The organism is Streptomyces sp. NBC_00094, from assembly GCF_026343125.1.
Lineage (GTDB): Bacteria > Actinomycetota > Actinomycetes > Streptomycetales > Streptomycetaceae > Streptomyces.
On the sequence record NZ_JAPEMB010000001.1, the window covers coordinates 182,783 to 200,987 of the forward strand.

Genomic DNA, 18,205 nt, shown 5'->3' on the forward strand with positions numbered 1-18,205 from the left:
GGGTGGCCGTCGTCCGCCCGTCGAGAGCAACCCGCACCGCCGTCCGGCCGGTGCGGCTACTCCCCGGCCGGCCGGTCGCCCTTGGCCCACAGGGAGCGGACGTGCCCCAGGTGCCGGGTCATGCACTGCTCCGCGCCCTCGGCGTCGCCGGCGAGCATCAGATCGAGCAGCTCCAGGTGCTCCTCGGCCGAAGGGATGAGGTTGCCGCTCTCGTCCAGGGCGGTGAGCCCGTACAGGCGGGACCGCTTGCGCAGCTCGCCGACGGTCTCGACGAGACGTTCGTTGCCCGCGAGGCCGAGCAGCGTGAGGTGGAACAGCCGGTCCGCCTCCAGGTAGCCGATCAGGTCGTGCTCGCGGGCGGCGCGCACGATGTCCTCGGCGACCGGCCGCAGCGCCTCCAGGTCCTCCTGGGCGGCGATGCGGGTGACCCGGCCGACCATCGGGATCTCGATGAGCGCGCGGATCTCGGTGTACTGGTCGAGGTCGCGCTCGTCGACCTCGGTGACCCGGAAGCCCTTGTTGCGGACGGGCTCGACGAGGCCTTCGCGGGCCAGGTCGAGCATCGCCTCGCGGACCGGGGTGGCGGAGATCCCGAAGTCCTCGGCGAGGGTCGGCGCCGAGTACACCACCCCGGGGCGGAGCTCGCCCGAGATCAGGGCGGCGCGCAGGGCATGGGCGACCTGGTCGCGCAGCCGCTCCCGGGAGGCGTTGAGGTCGCGCTGGGTCAGGTGCCCCATGACGGTGGTGATCCCTTCGTTCCGGTTGACATCACCACCGTACGATGTCACGCCGCGGAGCCCGCGGGTGCCAGGGTGTACGTCCGGCCGGCCGTGTAGAACTCCAGGGCCGCCCTGCCCTGCTCGCGCGGTCCGTGGCTGGACGCCTTGGACCCGCCGAACGGCAGGTGGAAGTCGACGCCGCTGGACGGGGCGTTGATCCGGATCATCCCGGTGTCGAGCAGGTCGAGGCCGTTCAGGGCCGTGTTCAGGTCGGCCGTGTGGACCGAGGTCACCAGTCCGTACGGGACGGAGTTGGTGATCCGGACCGCGTGGGCGAGGTCCTCGGCGGCCAGCAGGGACGCGACGGGGCCGAAGACCTCCTCGCGCAGCAGCCGGTGTCCCGGGGAGACCTTCTCGACCAGGGTCGGGGCCGCGTACCAGCCCTTCCTGTCGGGTACGGTGCCGCCGGCGAGTACGGAGAGACCGCGGCTGGCCTCGCCGACCTGGTCGCGGGCGTACTCGTGGATGAGCGGTCCGCACACGGTGGCCGGGTCCGTGGGGTCGCCGACGGGGACGGCCCGCAGCGCTTCGGAGAGCGCCTCGCGCAGCGGGTCGAGGGCCGCGCCGACGGCGACGACACGACTGGTGGCGGTGCACTTCTGGCCCGCGTACCCCGCGATGGCGGAGGCGATGTGGGCGGCGGCCTGCTCGATGTCGGCGTCCGGCAGGACGAGCGCGGCGTTCAGGCCGCCCATCTCGGCCTGGACCGGGATGCCGCGGGCGGTCGCGGCCCGGGCGACGGCCTGGCCGACGGGAGTGGAACCGGTGAAGGAGACCACGTCGACGGCGGAGACGAGCGCGTTGCCCTCGGTCGCGCCGCCGGGCAGGACGGTGAACACCGACTCCGGGAGGACCGCCCCCACGATCTCGGCCAGGCGCAGGGCGCACGCGGTGGCCTCGGGGGCGGGCTTCAGGACGACCGCGTTCCCGGTGGCGAGCGCCGGGGCGGCCTTCCAGGTCGGGATGGCGAAGGGGAAGTTCCAGGGCGTGATGAGCCCTGCCACGCCGTGCGGGCGGCGGCGGGTCAGCAGCAGCCCGGGACCTCCCGCGGTCTCGTGGACGGCGCCGGTCGGCTCGAAGGGGGCCTGGGCGTAGTAGCGCCAGATCGCGACCGTGCGGGAGATCTCGCCCCTGGCCTCGGCGATCGGCTTGCCCACCTCGCGTACGGCGAGGGCGGCGAGTTCGTCGGCCGCGGCCTCGATGCCGTCGGCGACCGCGCTCAGGGCGGCCGAGCGGGCGGCCGCACCGGCGAGCAGCCAGCCGGGCTGGGCGGCGCGGGCGCGCTCGACGGTGTCGACCGTCGCGAAGGCGCCGGGTGCCGGCATCCGCACGAGGAGGTCGGCGGGGTCGGCCGGGTTGTGGGAGATGACGGTGGGAAGTGCGTCGTTCACAGGAGGAATCCTCCGGGGAAGGGGTCGTCCGGGTCGAGGAAGTACTGCGCGGTGCCGGTGATCCAGGCGCGGCCGGTGACCGTCGGGACGACGGCGGGCAGGCCGCCGACCTCCGTCTCGGCGGTGAGCCGGCCGGTGAACTCCGTACCGATGAAGGATTCGTTGACGAAGTCGGTGTCGAGCGGGAGTTCGCCGCGGGCGTGCAGCTGGGCCATGCGGGCGCTGGTCCCGGTGCCGCAGGGAGAGCGGTCGAACCAGCCCGGGTGGATGGCCATGGCGTGCCGCGAGCGGCGGGCGTCGGAGCCCGGCGCCGCGAGGTAGACGTGCTTGAGCCCGGCGATCTCCGGCTGCGTGGGGTGCACGGGCCGGTCGAGCGAGGCGTTGACGGCGTCCATGACGGCGAGCCCGGCCGCGAGGAGGTCGTCCTTGTGGGCGCGGTCGAACGGCAGCCCCAGGGAGTCGAGTTCGACGAACGCGTAGAAGTTCCCGCCGAAGGCCAGGTCGTAGGTGACCGTCCCGTACCCGGGGACGTCCACCGTGCGGTCGAGGCCCACGCTGAAGGCGGGCACGTTGGTGAGGGTGACCGCCTTCGCGGCACCGTCCTCCACCTGGACGTCGACGCTGACGAGGCCGGCCGGGGTGTCGAGGCGGACGGTGGTGACCGGTTCGACGACCGGCACCATGCCCGTCTCGACCAGGACCGTCGCGACGCCGATGGTGCCGTGGCCGCACATCGGCAGCAGGCCGGACACCTCGATGTAGAGCACGCCGTAGTCGGCGTCGGGGCGGGTGGGCGGCTGCAGGATCGCGCCGCTCATCGCCGCGTGACCGCGCGGTTCGAACATCAGGAGGGTACGGAGGTGGTCCATGTGCTCGATGAAGTGCAGCCGGCGCTCGGCCATCGTGGCGCCGGGGATGACCCCGACACCGCCGGTGATCACGCGCGTGGGCATGCCCTCGGTGTGCGAGTCGACCGCGTGGAAGACATGACGGGTACGCACGGAGTTCCTTTCACTGGGCGGGTGGGGTTCGCCGTCAGGGGCTGACGAGCGGTGTCGCCGTCAGGCGCCGTCAGCGGTGGCCGTCGGCGACGGCCTTCTCGGTGGAGGTGCGCACGCCGGCCTCGATCGCACCGGTGAGCGGGTGGCGCGGCGGGCGGGTCGGACCGCCCTGGCGGCCGGCGATGTCCATGGAGAGCTTGATGGACTGGACGAACTCCGTCTTCGAGTCCCAGCGCAGCAGCGAGTGCAGGGACTTGTAGAGCGGCACGGCGGTCTCCAGGTCGCCGGCGACGGCGGCGTGGTACAGCTCGGAGCAGCTGGCCGGGAAGGCGTTCGGGTAGCCGGCGATCCAGCCGACCGCGCCGGCGAGGGCCAGCTCCAGGAGGACGTCGTCGGCGCCGATGAGCAGGTCGAGCTCGGGGGCGAGCTCGCCGATCTCGTACGCCCGGCGGACGTCGCCGCTGAACTCCTTGACGGCGACGATGCTGCCGTCGGCGTGCAGGTCGGCGAGGAGGCCGGGGGTGAGGTCGACCTTGGTGTCGATCGGGTTGTTGTACGCCACGATCGGGATGCCGGCCTGGGCGACCTCGGTGTAGTGGGCGCGGACGGCCGACTCGTCGGCGCGGAAGGCGTTGGGCGGCAGGAGGAGGACCGAGCCGCAGCCGGCCTCGGCGGCCTGCTCGGCCCAGCGGCGGGACTCGGCGCTGCCGTAGGCGGCGACGCCGGGCATGACGCGGGCGCCGTCACCGGCGGCCGCGACGGCCGTACGGACGACCTTGGCGCGCTCCTCGTCGGTGAGGGTCTGGTACTCGCCGAGGGAGCCGTTCGGGACGACGCCGTCACAGCCGTTGGCGATCAGCCAGGCGACGTGCTCGGCGTACGCGTCGTAGTCGACCGACAGGTCCTCGCGGAAGGGGAGGGTGGTGGCGACCATGATGCCGCGCCAGGGGCGGGCGGTGTTCCAGGTGGTGGCGGTCATGTCGACGGCCTGCCTTTCTATGGTGTGTGACATTTTACAGAAGGGGAGGAAGAAAGGCCCGTTACGGGCCTCTCCCCCGGTGTCGGTCAGTTCTCGGGGTGCGGAGGACCGGCCGGCTCCGCCGGTCCGGTCCGTTCCGTCGGCTCTTCGAGCGCGGCGAGCGTCGCGAGCGGGACCGGGAGCGCGAAGGGACGCTTCTCGGCGGGCGGTTCGGCGTCGCCGCCGCGCGCCGCGAGGCAGGCGACGGCCGCGCCGCACATCCGCCCCTGGCACCAGCCCATGCCGGCCCGGGTGAGGAGCTTGACGGTCCGTGCGTCGCGCGCCCCGAGATCGGCGACCGCCTCGCGCACACGCCCCGCGGTCACCTCCTCGCAGCGGCACACGTCCGTGTCGTCCTCCAGCCACCCGGGCCAGCCGGTGCCCGGGGCATGCGCCGCGGACATCACGTCGGCGAAGGCCCGCATCCGGTCCCGGCGACGCCGGAGTTCGGCCAGCCGGCCCGCCGCCGCAGGGCGGCCGGCCAGCCGGGCGGCGATCGCCCGGCCGGCCAGCTCGCCCTCGGTGCGGGCGAGTCCGGCGCCTCCCACGCCGCCGGTCTCACCCGCCGCCCAGAGTCCGGCCACCGAGGTCTCCTGGAGGTCGTCCAGGGCGAGCCCGAGGGTCCCGTCGGGCAGCGCGCGGGTGGCGCAGCCGAGGGAGGTGGCCAGCTCGATCTGCGGGACCAGACCGTGCCCGACGGCCAGCGCGTCGCAGGTGATGCGACGGCCCGTCCCGGGCACGGGCCGCCAGTCACGGTCCAGCCGGGTGACGGTGACGGCCTCCACCCGGTCGGTGCCGTGGACCTCGGTGACCGCGCTGCCCGGCAGCACCCGCACACGGTGCCTGAGCAGTGCGGCCCCGTGGACCAGGGCCTCGACGGCCTTCGCCGGGTTGGTCACCAGCGCGCGGGGACTGCGGACGTACCGCAGGTACCCGGCGGCCTCGACCACGGCCGGCACCTTCGCCCCGGCCGCGGCGAGCGACGAGGCGACGGCGAGCAGCAGGGGGCCGCTGCCGGCCACGACGACGCGCCGTCCGGGCAGCACGAGCCCGGACTTGAGCATGGCCTGCGCTCCCCCGGCGCCCACGACGCCGGGCAGGGTCCAGCCGGGGAAGGGGAGCTGGCGTTCGTACGCGCCGGTGGCGAGCAGCAGCGCCCGGGCCCTGATCCGGACGGGCCGCTCGGCGGTGCCGTCGGCGCCGGTGACGGCGTGGACGGTCCACTGCCCGCCGGTCGCGTCGGCCTCGTTGGGCTCGTGCACCGCGGACCACACGTGGTGTCCGGTCAGGTGCTCGACACCGCCCGCGCCCAGCCGCCGCCGCAGGTCCGAGAAGGCGGACCAGTCGTGGTGCAGCGCCTCGGGGCGTACGGCTCCGAGGGCGGGCGCCGGGTGCCGGTAGAACTGCCCACCGGGCTGCGTGGAGGAGTCCAGCAGCACGACCGAGAGGCCGAGTTCGTTGGCGGTGACGGCGCCGGCGAGTCCCGCGGAGCCCGCGCCGACGACCGCGAGGTCGTACACCTCGCGGGGGCCGCGCCCTCCGTCCCGGTCAGACAGCGAGGCGGTCATGGCCGTGCCCTTCCTGGGTGGTGATCGCGTCGCCGGGGCGGGCGGGGACCAGACAGGCGCGACGGTTGGGCTCGCCGTTCACCGTGGCGAGGCAGTCGTAGCACTGGCCGATTCCGCAGAACGCGCCGCGGGGCCGCCCCCCTTCCCGGGTGGTGCGCCAGGCCAGGACGCCGGCGCCCCAGAGGGCGGCGGCGACGGTCTGGCCGGGCAGGACGGTGATGCTCCGGCCGTCGAAGGTGATCTCGAACGGCGGATCGGGCTGTGCCCCGACCAGGTCGGCGGGTGTGCGGGCCACGGGCCCTCCTCTCGTGAAGGCGAAGGTCGACGGTGACGACGGCGGTACGGGCACACCTCAGGGTGTGGGCGTGGCGAACCGGTCGGGTCGGAACGGATCGATGTCGATGGGCGGTGCGCCGCCTGTCATGCAGGCCGCGATGAGGAGGCCCGTCACCGGCGCGAGGCCGATGCCCGCGCCCTCGTGGCCGCAGGCGTGCAGCAGCCCGGGGACGCGCGGGTCGGGCCCGATCGCGGGCAGGTGGTCCGGCAGGTAGGGGCGGAACCCGAGGTAGGTCCGTATCGCCCGTACGGTGCCGAGGACCGGGAAGAGCCCGGTGGCCCCGGCGGCGAGGCGCCGCAGGACCTCGGTGGAGAGGGACCGGTCGAAGCCGACCCGCTCCCGGCTGGCGCCGATGAGGACGGGTCCCGCCGGGGTGCCCTCGACGACCGGGGAGGTCTGCAGGGCGGCGGAGCCGCTGGCCACGTCGGCCACGTAGTCGGCGGCGTACACCTTGTGGCGCACCACGCGCGGCAGCGGTTCGGTGACGAGGACGAAGCCCCTGCGGGGCAGTACGGGAAGGTGCACGCCCGCGAGCTCGGCGAGTGCGCCTCCCCAGGTGCCCGCGGCGTTGACCACGTACGGCGCGTGGAGCTCTCCGGCCGTGGTCCGTACGCCCCGGATCTCTCCGGCGGCGCCGGTGAGCACTTCCGTGACCTCCTCGCCCAGGCGAAGCCGGACGCGGTCGCCGGCGGCGCGGAGGAGCTGGGCGGCGGCCTGGGCGGGCATCACCTGGGCGTCCTGCGGATAGAGGAAGCCCCCCGTCAGGCCAGGAGCGAGGTGGGGCTCCAGGTCGTGGAGCCGGTCCCCGGGGACCTCCTGGGCGGTGACGCCCGCCTTCTCCTGGTGGGCCGCGAAGTCGCGCAGGGCCCGCATCCCGGACTCGCCCGAGGCGACGACGAGGCCGCCCTTGGCCTCGTACTCGATCTGCGACGGGAGCAGATCGGCCAGTTCCCGCCAGAGTGTGTTGGCGAGGAGGGCGAGTTCGAGTTCGGGTCCCGGCTCCTTGTCGGAGACCAGGAGGTTTCCCTCACCCGCCCCGGTCGTTCCGCCGGCGACGGAACCGCGGTCGACGACGGTGACGGAGAGGCCGGCAAGGGCGGCGTAGTAGGCGCAGGCCGCGCCGACGACGCCGGCGCCGACGATGATGACATCCGAGGGTTTTCTCGTGGGCACCTCAGTAATATTTCACATGGCACTGGAGTTGCCAAGACCCCGAAACGGAGCATTCCAGCCACGTGCCGTTCAGCCGAGCACCTACTGGACACGGATGAGTAACGGAGGCCGCGACCTCTTGTCAGTGCAATTTCACATTACTATGTTACAGGTCACATTCCAGCTCTGAGCTGGCCGAACTGCCCTTCCGGAGTGACCTTCATGAACAAGCGCACGTGCACGCTGGCCATCGCCCTGGTGACGACCCTGACCCTGAGTGCGACCGGTTGCTCCGACGGCAAGAAGTCCGACGGCTCCCCGGAGCGCAAGAACCCCGCGATCTCCAACAACGGCTCGGTCGTCGGCGGGACCCCGCAGCAGGGCGGCACGCTGACCGTCCTCTCCAACCAGGACTTCACCCACCTCGACCCGGCCCGCAACTGGGTCGTGGGCGACATGGACTTCGGCACGCGCCTGCTCTACCGCACCCTCCTCACGTACAAGGCCGAGGCCGGCGCGAAGGGCGGGGAGCTCACGACCGACCTCGCCGAGGACCTCGGCGTCTCCTCCAACGGCGCCAAGACCTGGACCTTCAAGCTGAAGCCCGGTCTGAAGTACGAGGACGGCACCCCGATCACCGCCCAGGACGTCAAGTACAACGTGGAGCGGTCCTTCTCCCCCGACCTGCCCGGCGGCCCCGACTACGCGGCCCGCTACCTCGTCGGCGCCGAGGGCTACCAGGGCCCCGCGCAGGGCAAGCACCTCGACTCCGTGAAGACCCCGGACGACCGCACGATCGTCTTCGAGCTCCGCAAGCCCTTCGCCGAGTTCCCGTACGCGACCGTGCTGCCCACCTTCAGCCCCGTGCCCAAGTCCCAGGACAAGGGCCCGCAGTACGACAACCGGCCCTTCTCCTCCGGCCCGTACAAGATCGAGTCGTACGCCCGGGACAAGCAGATGGTCCTCGTGCGCAACACCCACTGGAGCGCCGCGACGGACACCGTGCGCAAGGCGTACCCGGACCGGATCGTCGTCACGATGGGCCTCAAGGCCAACCAGATCGACGACCGCCTCATCGCCTCGGCCGGCGCCGACGCCTCCTCCGTCGCCTGGGCCTCGCTCCGCCCCGAGTCCACGCCCAAGGTGCTCACCAAGCCGGACGTCAGGGCACGTCTCCTCGCCGAGTCGACCAGCTGTACCGAGATGGTCCAGATGCACACCGGCCGCGCGCCGTTCGACAACGTCAAGGTGCGCCAGGCCGTGCAGTACGCCCTCGACCGCGAGGCGCTCGTCACCGCCACCGGCGGCCCCGCGCTCAACGACCCGGCCACCGCGCACATGCCCGGCCTGCTCTTCCCCGGCGGCAAGCAGCCCGACACCCTGAAGATCCCGCTCACCGGCGACGTCGAGAAGGCGAAGCAGCTCCTCAAGGAGGCGGGCAAGGCCGGCGGCTTCTCCACCAGCATCACCGTCTCCACCGGCGACAAGGCCATCGGTGAGGCGATCCAGCAGTCCCTGGGCCGCGCCGGGATCAAGGTCACCATCGAGACCGTCGACCCGTCCGCCTTCTACGACACGATCGGCGACACCAAGAACCGCACGGACCTCGCCTACACCGGCTGGTGCCCGGACTTCCCCTCCGGCTCGACCTTCCTGCCCTTCGTCTTCGACGGCCGCTACATCAAGGAGAAGGGCAACTCCGGCAACCACTCCCTCTTCCGTGACGACGCCACGATGAAGCGCATGGACGAGATCGCCGCCATGACCGACGCCCAGCAGGCGAACAAGGCGTGGCAGGACCTCGACGCCCAGATCCTCGCCAAGGCCCCCACCGCTCCCGGCGTCATCGAGCGCAAGCCGCTGCTGATCGGCACCAACGTCGCCGGCGCCTTCGGCCATACCTCCTTCGGCGGACAGATCGACTACGCGACGGTCGGTCTCAAGGCCCCCGCGAAGAGCGCGAACTGAAGGCAGCCACCCCGATGAAGACCACACCCACCACTTCTCCCCCGCCCACGGCGTCCCCGCCGGCCACCGCCGCCCCCGCCGTGCGCGCGGGCACCGGTCCCTGGCAGCTCGTCCGCGCGGAGCTGCGCCGCCGTACGTCCGTGAAACTCTCGCTGGCCGTGGTCGCGTTGTTCGCGCTGATGACCGTGGCCGCCCCGCTGCTCAGCGCGCTGGGCGGCTGGAGCCCCGAGGAGTTCGACAAGAGCGCCGTCGATCCGTACCTCGGCGGCCTCCCGATCGGACCGCTCGGCGGCGTCTCCGCCGAGCACTGGCTCGGCGTCGAACCCGTCACCGGCCGCGACCTGTTCGCCCGGGTCGTGCACGGCGCCCAGGTGTCCCTGCTCATCGCCTTCTCGGCGACGGCGATCGTCGTCGTCGCCGGGACGGCGGCCGGCATCGCCGCCGGCTACTTCGGCGGCCGCACCGACACCGTGCTGTCCCGGCTGATGGACCTCACGATGTCCTTCCCCTCCCTCATCTTCATGATCGCGATGATGTCGGTGGCGCGGGACGTCAACCGGATCGTCCTGATGACCGCCGTCATCGGGCTCTTCGGCTGGCCCGGCATCGCCCGGGTCGTCCGCGGCCAGACCCTGTCGCTCAAGCACCGCGAGTACGTCGACGCCGCCCGCGTCGGCGGCTCCGGCCCCTGGCGGATCCTCGCCCGCGACATCCTGCCGGGCGTCGCCGGGCCGGTCATCGCGTACACCACGCTGATCGTCCCGGGAATGATCGCCACCGAGGCGGCCCTCAGCTACCTCGGCGTGGGCGTCCGCCCGCCGACCCCGTCCTGGGGCCAGATGATCGCCGAGAGCGTCGCGTACTACGACACGGACCCGATGTACTTCCTCGTCCCGAGCCTCTGCCTCTTCCTCACCGTGCTCGCGTTCACCCTGCTCGGCGACGCGCTGCGCGACATCCTCGACCCGAGAGGCAGCGGCACGTGATCCTCTACCTCGGCCGCCGGCTCCTGGGCGTCCTCGGCGTCCTGCTCGCCATCGCCGCCGTCACCTTCACCATCTTCTACGTGCTGCCCTCCGACCCCGCGGCCGCGGCCTGCGGCAAGTCGTGCAGCGCCGACCGGCTGGAGGCGATCCGCGCCAACATGGGCCTCGACGCCCCGCTGTGGCGGCAGTTCGGCGACTTCGTCACCGGCATCTTCACCGGCCGCACGATGGGCACCGGCCAGTACGCCCTGACCTGCGACTTCCCGTGCCTGGGCTACTCGTACGAGAACAGCCAGAGCGTCTGGGACCTGCTCGTGGACCGGCTGCCCGTCTCGGCCTCGCTCGCCGTGGGCGCCGCCGCGATCTGGCTTGTCCTGGGGCTCACCGCGGGCGTCACCGCCGCCCTCCACAAGGACACCCTCACCGACCGGGCCCTGATGGTCGGCGCGGTCGCCGCCGCCTCACTGCCCGTCTACTTCACCTCGGTGCTGCTGATCTTCGGGCTGATCCGGGTCACCGGGCTGCTGCCCTACCCGCAGTACGTGGCCTTCGGCGACGATCCGCTCTCCTGGGCCACCAACCTGCTGCTTCCCTGGCTGGCGCTCGCGATCCTGTACGCCGCGATGTACGCCCGGCAGAGCCGCAGCTCGATGATCGAGTCCATGGCGGAGCCGTACATCCGCACCGCCCGCGCCAAGGGCCTCCCGCGCCGCACGGTCGTCGTCAAGCACGGGCTGCGGGCCGGCATGACCCCCATCCTGACCATCTTCGGCATGGATCTGGGCGGGCTCCTCGCGGGCGCCGTGATCACCGAGTCCATCTTCGGACTGCCCGGCATCGGGCGCCTCTTCTACGGCGCCCTGTCCACCGGCGACCAGCCGGTGATCCTCGGGGTGACGCTGCTCGCCGCCACCTTCATCGTCGTCGCCAACCTGGCCGTCGACCTGCTGTACGCCGTCGTCGACCCGCGAGTGAGGTACTGATGGCCGCCCACACCCCCGGGGCCGCGTCCCTGCTCTCGGTACGGGACCTGACGGTCACCTTCCCGACGAAGCGCGGCCCCGTCCGGGCCGTCGACTCCCTCGCCTTCGACGTGCTGCCCGGCCGGACCCTCGGCATCGTCGGCGAGTCCGGTTCCGGCAAGTCCGTGACCTCGCTCGCCGTGATGGGCCTGCACACCGGCGCCGAGGTGACCGGCTCCGTCAACCTGGACGGACGCGAGCTCATCGGCCTCTCCGAGCGCGAGCTCAACGGGCTGCGCGGCCGGAAGATGGCCATGATCTTCCAGGACCCGCTGTCCAGCCTGCACCCCTACTACACCGTCGGGGAGCAGATCGCCGAGCACCACCGGGTCCACTTCGGCTCCCGCCGCGCGGCCGCTCGCGAACGGGCCGTCGAGGCCCTCGGCGAGGTCGGCATCCCCGAACCGCGCCGCCGGGCCGGTGAGTACCCCCACCAGTTCTCGGGCGGTATGCGCCAGCGCGTGATGATCGCGATGGCGCTCTCCTGCGAACCCGACCTCCTCATCGCCGACGAGCCCACCACCGCGCTCGACGTCACCGTCCAGGCCCAGATCCTGGAGCTGATCGCCCGCATCCAACAGGACCGGGGGCTGGCCGTCGTCATGATCACGCACGATCTGGGCGTGGTCGCCCGGGTGGCCCACGACGTCCTGGTCATGTACGGCGGCCGGGCGGCCGAACAGGCCCCCGTGGACGACCTCTTCGCCGTCCCGGCCCATCCCTACACCCGCGGCCTGCTCGACTCGCTGCCCCGGCTCGACGACGAGGACGACGCCCCGCTGCGCGCGATACCGGGCAGCCCGCCGTCCCTCCTCGAACCGGCCCCGGGCTGCGCGTTCGCCCCCCGCTGCCCCCGCGCGGCCGCCGGCTCCGCGGCGGAACGGGCCCGCTGCGAGGGCGAGCGACCGCTGCTCGGCGGCCCGGAGGGGCATCCGGCCGCCTGTCACTTCCCCGCGTACGAAGGCGTCGCCTCATGACCACGACCACCCCCGCGACCGCGGACCCGCGCACCGGTGCGGGCCAGACGGGCGTGCCCCTGCTCAGCGTCCGGGACCTGACGATGACCTTCCCGGGGCGCCGGGCCCGCTCGGCGCCCGTCCGGGCCGTCGACGGCATCGGCTTCGACGTGGCGGCGGGCGAGACCCTGGGCCTCGTCGGCGAGTCCGGCTGCGGCAAGTCGACGACCGGCCGCATGATCGTCCGGCTCCTGGAACCGACCGCCGGCTCCGTCACGTACGACGGCCGCGACATCAGCCATCTGTCCCAGCGGGAGCTCAAGCCGCTCCGCCGGGATCTGCAGATGGTCTTCCAGGACCCGCACTCCTCCCTCAACCCCCGCCAGACCGTGGCCCGGATCATCTCCGACCCGCTGATGGTGCAGGGGAGTTCGGCGGCCGACGCCCGCAAGCGGGCCGTGGAGCTGATGGACCTGGTCGGGCTCATCCCGGAGCACATCGACCGCTATCCGCACGAGTTCTCCGGCGGCCAGGCCCAGCGCATCGGCATCGCCCGCTCCCTGGCCACCAGCCCCAAGCTCGTCGTCGCCGACGAGCCCGTCTCCGCCCTCGACGTCTCCGTCCAGGCGCAGATCGTCAACCTGATGGAACGGCTCCAGCGCGAACTGGGGCTCGCCTACCTCTTCATCGCCCACGACCTCTCGGTCGTCAAGCGGGTCTGCGACCGGGTCGCGGTGATGTACCTCGGCCGGATCGTGGAGATCGGTGTGAAGGAGCGGGTGTACTCGGCTCCCGCCCACCCCTACACGCGCGCGCTGCTGTCCGCCGTACCGCTGCCCGACCCGGCGGCCGAGCGGGCCAGGGAGCGGATCACACTGCTCGGCGACCCGCCGAGCCCGGCCTCTCCCCCGCCGGGGTGCACCTTCCACCCTCGGTGTCCCAAGGCCCAGGACATCTGCCGGACGGAGGCGCCGCTGCTGCGGATCGCCTCCCCCGGTGAGGCCCGGCAGGTCGCCTGCCACTTCCCCGAGGCCTCCTGAACCCACGCATGCCCCGGTCCCGCGCAGGCGGGGCCGGGGCATGAGGTGTGTCCGGGCCGGGGTGTCGTCCGGACAGGGGTCTGTCCGGACAGGGGTTCGCCTGTCCGGACAGGAGTGGTCAGGCCACAGGTCTTCGGGCTAGGACGCGGCGAGTGCCGCGGTGTACAGGGCGCCGGCGACGGCGAGGTCCTCCCAGGCCATGCCCACGCTCTTGAAGAAGCGCGGGCGGTCCGTCGACGGGGTGCGGCGGCCGGTCACCAGCTCGGCGAGGTTCCCCGCGATGTGGTCCTCCTCGATCGCCCCCTCGGCCGTGGGGACCAGCAGGTCGCCGGCCTCGCGGAGCGCGGCGGAGCGCGCCTCGACGTACACCTCGGAGCGCGCCACGAGCGCGGTGTCGGTCTCGCGGGCGTCCGGCTCGTGCGAGCCGACGGCGACGACGGTGGCGCCGGAGGCCACCAGGGCTCCGTCGAAGAGGGGTTCCCGGGCCGTGGTGCAGCAGACGACGAGGTCGGCCTTGGCCACGTCGTCGGGTGTGCCGGTACGGGCGAGGGTGCCGAGCGTCCGCGCGTACCCGGCGAGGGCGCGCGCGCCCACCTGGTTGCGCCCGACGACGATGACCTCGGCGACCTCGCGGACGGCGAGGACGGCCTCCAGGTGTCCGTACGCCTGCGGACCGGTCCCGAACAGGACGAGGCGCAGGGGCCGGCTCTCCGGCGTCAGATGGTGCACGGCGAGCGCGGAGACGGCCGGGGTGCGCAGCTCGGTGAGGGCGGCGCCGTCGAGGAGGGCGATCGGGCGCAGGTGCGCGCCGTCGAGCAGCAGGTAGGAGCCGGTGATGCGGGGCAGGCCCGCGGCCGGGTTGGCGGGGGCCACGCCGGCGACCTTCACTCCGGCGTACGGGCCGAAGGCGGCGGGCATGAGCAGGAGTTCGCCCGCCGGGACGGGGACGGCGGTCCGGGCCGGCGCGGTCTCGGGGTCGAGGCCGGCGCGCAGGACGCCGGAGAGGACCTTGATCGCCGCCTTCGGGCCGAGGAGGCGCGCCATGGTCGCCGCGTCGATCTGCAGGAGCTCGGTCACAGCAGGAACCCCGTCCCCAGGTCGTCGTGCGCGTCGAGGTGGAAGGTGTGGGTGCCGGTGAGGTGCGCCGAACCGGTGACCTCGGTGACGCCGCCGGGCAGCAGGCGGCCGGTGAACACCGTACCGGCCACGGACTCGTGCGTGAGGGTGTCGCCGGGGGCGAGGAGGCCCTCCGCGGCGAGCAGGGCCAGCCGTGCGGAGGTACCGGATCCGCAGGGCGAGCGGTCGATCTGTCCGTCGGCGAAGACGGTGACGTTGCGCTGGCGGGGGCCGGTGACGGTGCTGTCGGTGCCGGTGTCGGCGGGCTCGGGCAGGTCCTCGTACAGGATGACGCCGTACACACCGGAGAGGCGCGGGTCGCCTGCGTGCCGGGTGGCCGGGTGTTCGGCGAGCGCGGTGCGGATCTCCTGGCCGGCGCGAACGAGCGCGGGGAGCGCCGCCTTTCCGGTGTCGAGGCCGAGGTCGCGGGCGGCGACGGAGGCGTAGCAGGCGCCGGAGTGGGCGAGGTCGACCTCGACGGCTCCGAAGGAGGTCTTCACCGGGACCTTCCGGGCGGTGACGAAGGTCGGGATGTTGCGGAAGGTGACTCCCGTGGTGCGGCCGCCCGCGCGGTGCACGGTCGCGGTGACGCGGCCCGAGGGCACGTCGATGCGGACGGCGACGTCGCCGTCGTCGGGGGCGGCGACGCGTCCGCTGTCGACGGCCCAGGCGCCGAGCGCCATGGTGCCGTGGCCGCACGCGGTGGAGTACCCGTCCTTGTGCCAGAACAGCACGCCGAAGTGGGCGCCGTCGTCGTCGGGCGGCACGACGAAGCCGCCGTACATGCCCGCGTGTCCGCGGGGTTCCTGGACGAGGAGGCGGCGCACGTCGTCGAGCGGCCCGCGGCGCGGGTCCGTGGCGGTCCCGCCGGCGCCGATGACGGTGGCGCGGCGCTCGGCGACGGTGTCGCCGGGGATCGGTGGGAGGTCCTGGTCGACGATCCGGAAGGGTTCGCCTGCGGCGTGGTAGTCGGTGGTGCGCACGGAGTGCGGGGTGGTGCTCACGAGGTACGGCCTCCGGTAAACGGGTTCGGGGGAACGTTCGGTGACGACATTCCCCGACGGCCTCTGAGGAAGGCCGCCGGGGAAACGGAAGCCGGGCCGGCCCCTCCCCCGTGGGTGAGGCCGGCCCGGACAGCAGGGGATCAGCTGCGCAGGGGACCCTCGCAGTTGAAGCTCGACGTGCCGGCGACCCGGGAGGGCCAGATGTCGACGGGGCCGAAGGAACAGTTCATGTCGGCGAGGTTGTTGGAGACGGCGCCCGCCCGGTCGAGGATGAAGTAGTCGACGGTCTCGGACATGTCCTTGAAGACCTTGTCGGAGTTGTTCGCGTCGGACAGGTTGGCGGTGATCCGGCCGGTACAGACGAAGCGGCGCTTGCCGTACTCGCCCGCCTCCACGCAGTCGGGGGTGTTGGCGGTGGCGTTGGCGAAGGCGGTCCTGACGGCCGAGACGTCCACGTCGCGCAGGTAGCCGTTGGCCGTGTACGTGGTGTTCGGCACGTACAGGGTGTCGACCTTGGCGATCTGGGTGTCCAGGAAGCGGTCGTACGCCTGCTGCAGACCGCTGTCGGCGCCGAGCCGCGAGCGCCAGGAGTCGTACGCGGTCACGTCGTCGTTCCGCAGGTGGGTGTACATCTCGCGGAGCAGCGTCGGGCGCTCGGTCCACAGGAACTCGAAGAAGGTGCCCGCGTAGTTGTAGAAGCGGAAGCCGTCGCCGCTGTAGGTGGCGCGGAGGATCTGGTTCACGCTCATGCGCGGGCCGCCGCCGGCGGTGTCGTTGATGATGCCCCGGACCAGGGACTTGCGGACGGCGATGCCGTTGTCGCGGGTGGCGCCGTCGAAGAACTCGGCCGTGCCCTCGTCCATGGCCGTGGTGCGGTCGCCCTGGTACCAGGGGCCCTGGCCGAAGGTGCCGGGGACGGCGAAGCGGCCGTTGAGGTAGTGGACGTACTCGTGACGGAAGAGCTCTTCCAGGGTGAGGCTGGAGTCCTGGGGGACGCGGCGCTGGTACGTGTAGAACGTGGCGCCGTTCTCGATGTAGATGCCGCCGTTGTTCGTGTCGTACGGGGTGATGATCGGGTGGTAGATCTCGTAGTCGGCGCGGGAGCCGTACAGGACGATGTTCAGGGTGGTGTTGACGTCGCCCGTGAGCGGGGTCTCGGTGCCGATGACGCGGTGGTACTGCGCCTTGACCTGCTTGCTGGCGTAGTAGAGCTGGTCGACGGTGGCGCGGTCGAGGCCGGTGCGGACCTTGATCTTGCCGCCGTCGTACGTGTACGTGTACGGGAAGATCTGCGCCTCGATGTCCGCCTTGCAGACGCCGTACGGCTGGCACGCCTCGAAGTAGTTGAGCCAGGAGACGATCTTCCCCCACTGCTGGCTGCCGCGGCCGAAGGTCGTCACGGTCTGACCGAGGAGGGGGCCCAGGGCGGCGACGATCTCCGTCTTGAGGGACGCGATCTGGCCGAAGCGGCCGTACTCGCTGAGGGCGTCACGGGCGACCCAGTCGTTGACGGTGCCCTTCAGGTGGCTGTAGCCCGCGAAGGCCTTGAAGAGGGCGCGGTACGCCGGGTCCGCGGCGGCGGCGGCCTGGAAGGCGGAGTCGTTGTTGCCCGAGTAGACGCCGAGGTAGTTGACGGAGAGCCCGGCGAGCGCGGCACCCGCCCAGGAGGCGTCCTGGTTGGTGGCGGGGTGGGACGGGTCCATGGTGGCCAGGACCCGCTTGATCAGGCCGATCTGGGGGGCGCGCAGGCCCGGGCCGCTCGCGGCGTAGAGGGCCTCGCGCAGGGTCGTCGCGTTGCTCTTGGTGACGTCGAAGGTGCGCGCGGCGGCACCGAAGTCGGTGACGGCCTTGGTGATCGTGCCGACGGTCGCGGCGTCGGTGACGTCGATCTCGCCGCGGGAGAAGTCGTGGTACACGACGGCGTGAAGGTACGTGAACATCTGCTCCAGGTGGGAGGAGTTGTTCCCGTCATGGGACGCGGCGAGGCTCGATATGCGACGGGCGACGGCCTGGACGTGGGCGTCGGACATCACGGGGACGAGCCGGGCGTCCCAGGTCCAGACGATGCTGTTCACGCACTCGACGGTGACCGCGGGGTCGGCGAGGAAGTCCGCGAACGCCTCCGGCGAGAGGCCGGTGACCCCGTTGAGGGTGCAGGGCACGCCCGCCGCGGTGGTGTCGGCGTCCGCGGCGAGGGAGCGCGCGGCCGTGTCGGCCTTGGCGGTGCTCTTGGCCGTGGTCTTGGTGGCGGCCGTGGTGGTGGCCTTGGCCTTGCCGGCGACGCGGCCGTTGGCGAGACCGCCCGGGGCGGGCGCCGGTCCGAAGGTCTTGACGGTGGCGTTGGCGAGGTGGTCGACCTCGTCGAAGGGGTTGGCCTGGGGCTGGGCCTGCGGTGCTGCCGGGCCCGCCAGCGGGGTCGCCGTGGCGGGCTGGTCGTCCGAACCCGCCGCCGTGACGGCGGACTGGCCGGCGGAGGCCATGAGGGTCACCGCGATGGCGGAGGCGAGCAAGGACGAGCGCACGCGTGTCTGGAGAGACAACAGAACTCCTGCTGTTGAGGGGGGTATGCGCGGGGATGGGAACAAGAGGTGCTGTGGTTCGCACGGCGTACGGCTGGGGTTCACCACACCGTGTGCGCTGTAACATAGTAATGTGAAATTGCACTGACAACCCCTGCGGCAGCATCAGTTCTCCTGTATGCCTCGACCCCCTCCCGCAAGAGGTGCCAATCCCTCACATTCCGGCCGCTCAAGGCGCCGAGAACATTCCGACCGCCCCTGCCTCACTCGTTCGGCCGTCCGTCGGGTGCAGCCCGGCCGCCTCCGCGCGTGAATGGAGCGGACCACGCCCTGGCGGAGATCCGCCCG

General features: G+C 72.5%; 15 protein-coding genes. 5 read left to right on the forward strand and 10 right to left on the reverse strand.

Annotation, left to right across the window (positions count from 1 at the left end; translation table 11 throughout):
- Window positions 1–56: 56 nt before the first annotated feature.
- The 7 genes from OG580_RS00885 to OG580_RS00915 all read right to left on the reverse strand — a co-directional run bounded on the left by OG580_RS00885 (window position 57) and on the right by OG580_RS00915 (window position 7,267).
- Entirely contained in the window at window positions 57–737 is a 681-nt protein-coding gene (locus OG580_RS00885; protein WP_267041695.1) for a GntR family transcriptional regulator, read from the reverse strand.
- A 47-nt stretch (window positions 738–784) separates the two neighbouring features.
- The gene (locus OG580_RS00890; RefSeq protein WP_267041696.1) at window positions 785–2,170 is read right to left on the reverse strand and encodes an aldehyde dehydrogenase; all 1,386 of its coding nucleotides are present in this window, start codon (window positions 2,168–2,170) and stop codon (window positions 785–787) included.
- Window positions 2,167–3,171 (reverse strand): proline racemase family protein, encoded by a 1,005-nt coding sequence (locus OG580_RS00895; protein ID WP_267041697.1) that lies wholly within the window; start codon window positions 3,169–3,171, stop codon window positions 2,167–2,169. The genes OG580_RS00890 and OG580_RS00895 overlap by 4 nt, the downstream gene beginning before the upstream one ends.
- Before the next feature lie 70 nt (window positions 3,172–3,241).
- A complete protein-coding gene (locus tag OG580_RS00900) occupies window positions 3,242–4,150 on the reverse strand; it encodes a dihydrodipicolinate synthase family protein (RefSeq protein ID WP_267041698.1) in 909 nt (302 codons plus the stop codon).
- A gap of 86 nt (window positions 4,151–4,236) precedes the next feature.
- Entirely contained in the window at window positions 4,237–5,757 is a 1,521-nt protein-coding gene (locus OG580_RS00905; protein ID WP_267041699.1) for an NAD(P)/FAD-dependent oxidoreductase, read from the reverse strand.
- Window positions 5,738–6,052 (reverse strand): (2Fe-2S)-binding protein, encoded by a 315-nt coding sequence (locus tag OG580_RS00910; RefSeq protein ID WP_267041700.1) that lies wholly within the window; start codon window positions 6,050–6,052, stop codon window positions 5,738–5,740. The genes OG580_RS00905 and OG580_RS00910 overlap by 20 nt, the downstream gene beginning before the upstream one ends.
- A gap of 57 nt (window positions 6,053–6,109) precedes the next feature.
- Window positions 6,110–7,267, reverse strand: coding sequence for an FAD-binding oxidoreductase (locus OG580_RS00915; RefSeq protein WP_267041701.1), 1,158 nt, complete (start codon window positions 7,265–7,267; stop codon window positions 6,110–6,112).
- 201 nt (window positions 7,268–7,468) lie between these two features.
- Here OG580_RS00915 and OG580_RS00920 point away from each other — a divergent pair, with 201 nt between their 5' ends.
- The 5 genes from OG580_RS00920 to OG580_RS00940 are packed head-to-tail and all read left to right on the forward strand — an operon-like array spanning window position 7,469 to window position 13,218.
- Window positions 7,469–9,214: an ABC transporter substrate-binding protein gene (locus OG580_RS00920; RefSeq protein WP_267041702.1), complete on the forward strand. Its 1,746-nt coding sequence runs from the start codon at window positions 7,469–7,471 to the stop codon at window positions 9,212–9,214.
- A 14-nt stretch (window positions 9,215–9,228) separates the two neighbouring features.
- A complete protein-coding gene (locus OG580_RS00925; RefSeq protein WP_267041703.1) occupies window positions 9,229–10,200 on the forward strand; it encodes an ABC transporter permease in 972 nt (323 codons plus the stop codon).
- Window positions 10,197–11,183: an ABC transporter permease gene (locus tag OG580_RS00930; protein ID WP_267041704.1), complete on the forward strand. Its 987-nt coding sequence runs from the start codon at window positions 10,197–10,199 to the stop codon at window positions 11,181–11,183. The genes OG580_RS00925 and OG580_RS00930 overlap by 4 nt, the downstream gene beginning before the upstream one ends.
- Window positions 11,183–12,199, forward strand: a complete 1,017-nt coding sequence (locus OG580_RS00935; protein ID WP_267041705.1) for an ABC transporter ATP-binding protein — start codon at window positions 11,183–11,185, stop codon at window positions 12,197–12,199. Before OG580_RS00930 ends, OG580_RS00935 begins: the two co-directional genes overlap by 1 nt.
- Window positions 12,196–13,218 (forward strand): ABC transporter ATP-binding protein, encoded by a 1,023-nt coding sequence (locus OG580_RS00940; RefSeq protein WP_267041706.1) that lies wholly within the window; start codon window positions 12,196–12,198, stop codon window positions 13,216–13,218. Before OG580_RS00935 ends, OG580_RS00940 begins: the two co-directional genes overlap by 4 nt.
- Before the next feature lie 138 nt (window positions 13,219–13,356).
- On the opposite strand, the gene OG580_RS00945 is transcribed toward OG580_RS00940, so the two are convergent.
- The 3 genes from OG580_RS00945 to OG580_RS00955 form a co-directional block, all read right to left on the reverse strand.
- Window positions 13,357–14,295, reverse strand: a complete 939-nt coding sequence (locus tag OG580_RS00945) for an ornithine cyclodeaminase family protein (RefSeq protein WP_267041707.1) — start codon at window positions 14,293–14,295, stop codon at window positions 13,357–13,359.
- Entirely contained in the window at window positions 14,292–15,338 is a 1,047-nt protein-coding gene (locus OG580_RS00950) for a proline racemase family protein (RefSeq protein WP_267041708.1), read from the reverse strand. Before OG580_RS00950 ends, OG580_RS00945 begins: the two co-directional genes overlap by 4 nt.
- A 140-nt stretch (window positions 15,339–15,478) precedes the next feature.
- Complete coding sequence (locus OG580_RS00955) at window positions 15,479–17,818, reverse strand: collagenase (protein ID WP_267047846.1); 2,340 nt, start codon at window positions 17,816–17,818, stop codon at window positions 15,479–15,481.
- Window positions 17,819–18,205: the final 387 nt, after the last annotated feature.

Coding starts and splice junctions, on each gene's coding strand:
- OG580_RS00885 (WP_267041695.1), bottom strand. CDS start 737: ATGGGGCACCTGACCCAGCGCGACCTCAACGCCTCCCGGGAGCGGCTG.
- OG580_RS00900 (WP_267041698.1), bottom strand. CDS start 4,150: ATGACCGCCACCACCTGGAACACCGCCCGCCCCTGGCGCGGCATCATG.
- OG580_RS00905 (WP_267041699.1), bottom strand. CDS start 5,757: ATGACCGCCTCGCTGTCTGACCGGGACGGAGGGCGCGGCCCCCGCGAG.
- OG580_RS00920 (WP_267041702.1), top strand. CDS start 7,469: ATGAACAAGCGCACGTGCACGCTGGCCATCGCCCTGGTGACGACCCTG.
- OG580_RS00925 (WP_267041703.1), top strand. CDS start 9,229: ATGAAGACCACACCCACCACTTCTCCCCCGCCCACGGCGTCCCCGCCG.
- OG580_RS00935 (WP_267041705.1), top strand. CDS start 11,183: ATGGCCGCCCACACCCCCGGGGCCGCGTCCCTGCTCTCGGTACGGGAC.
- OG580_RS00940 (WP_267041706.1), top strand. CDS start 12,196: ATGACCACGACCACCCCCGCGACCGCGGACCCGCGCACCGGTGCGGGC.
- OG580_RS00955 (WP_267047846.1), bottom strand. CDS start 17,818: ATGGCCTCCGCCGGCCAGTCCGCCGTCACGGCGGCGGGTTCGGACGAC.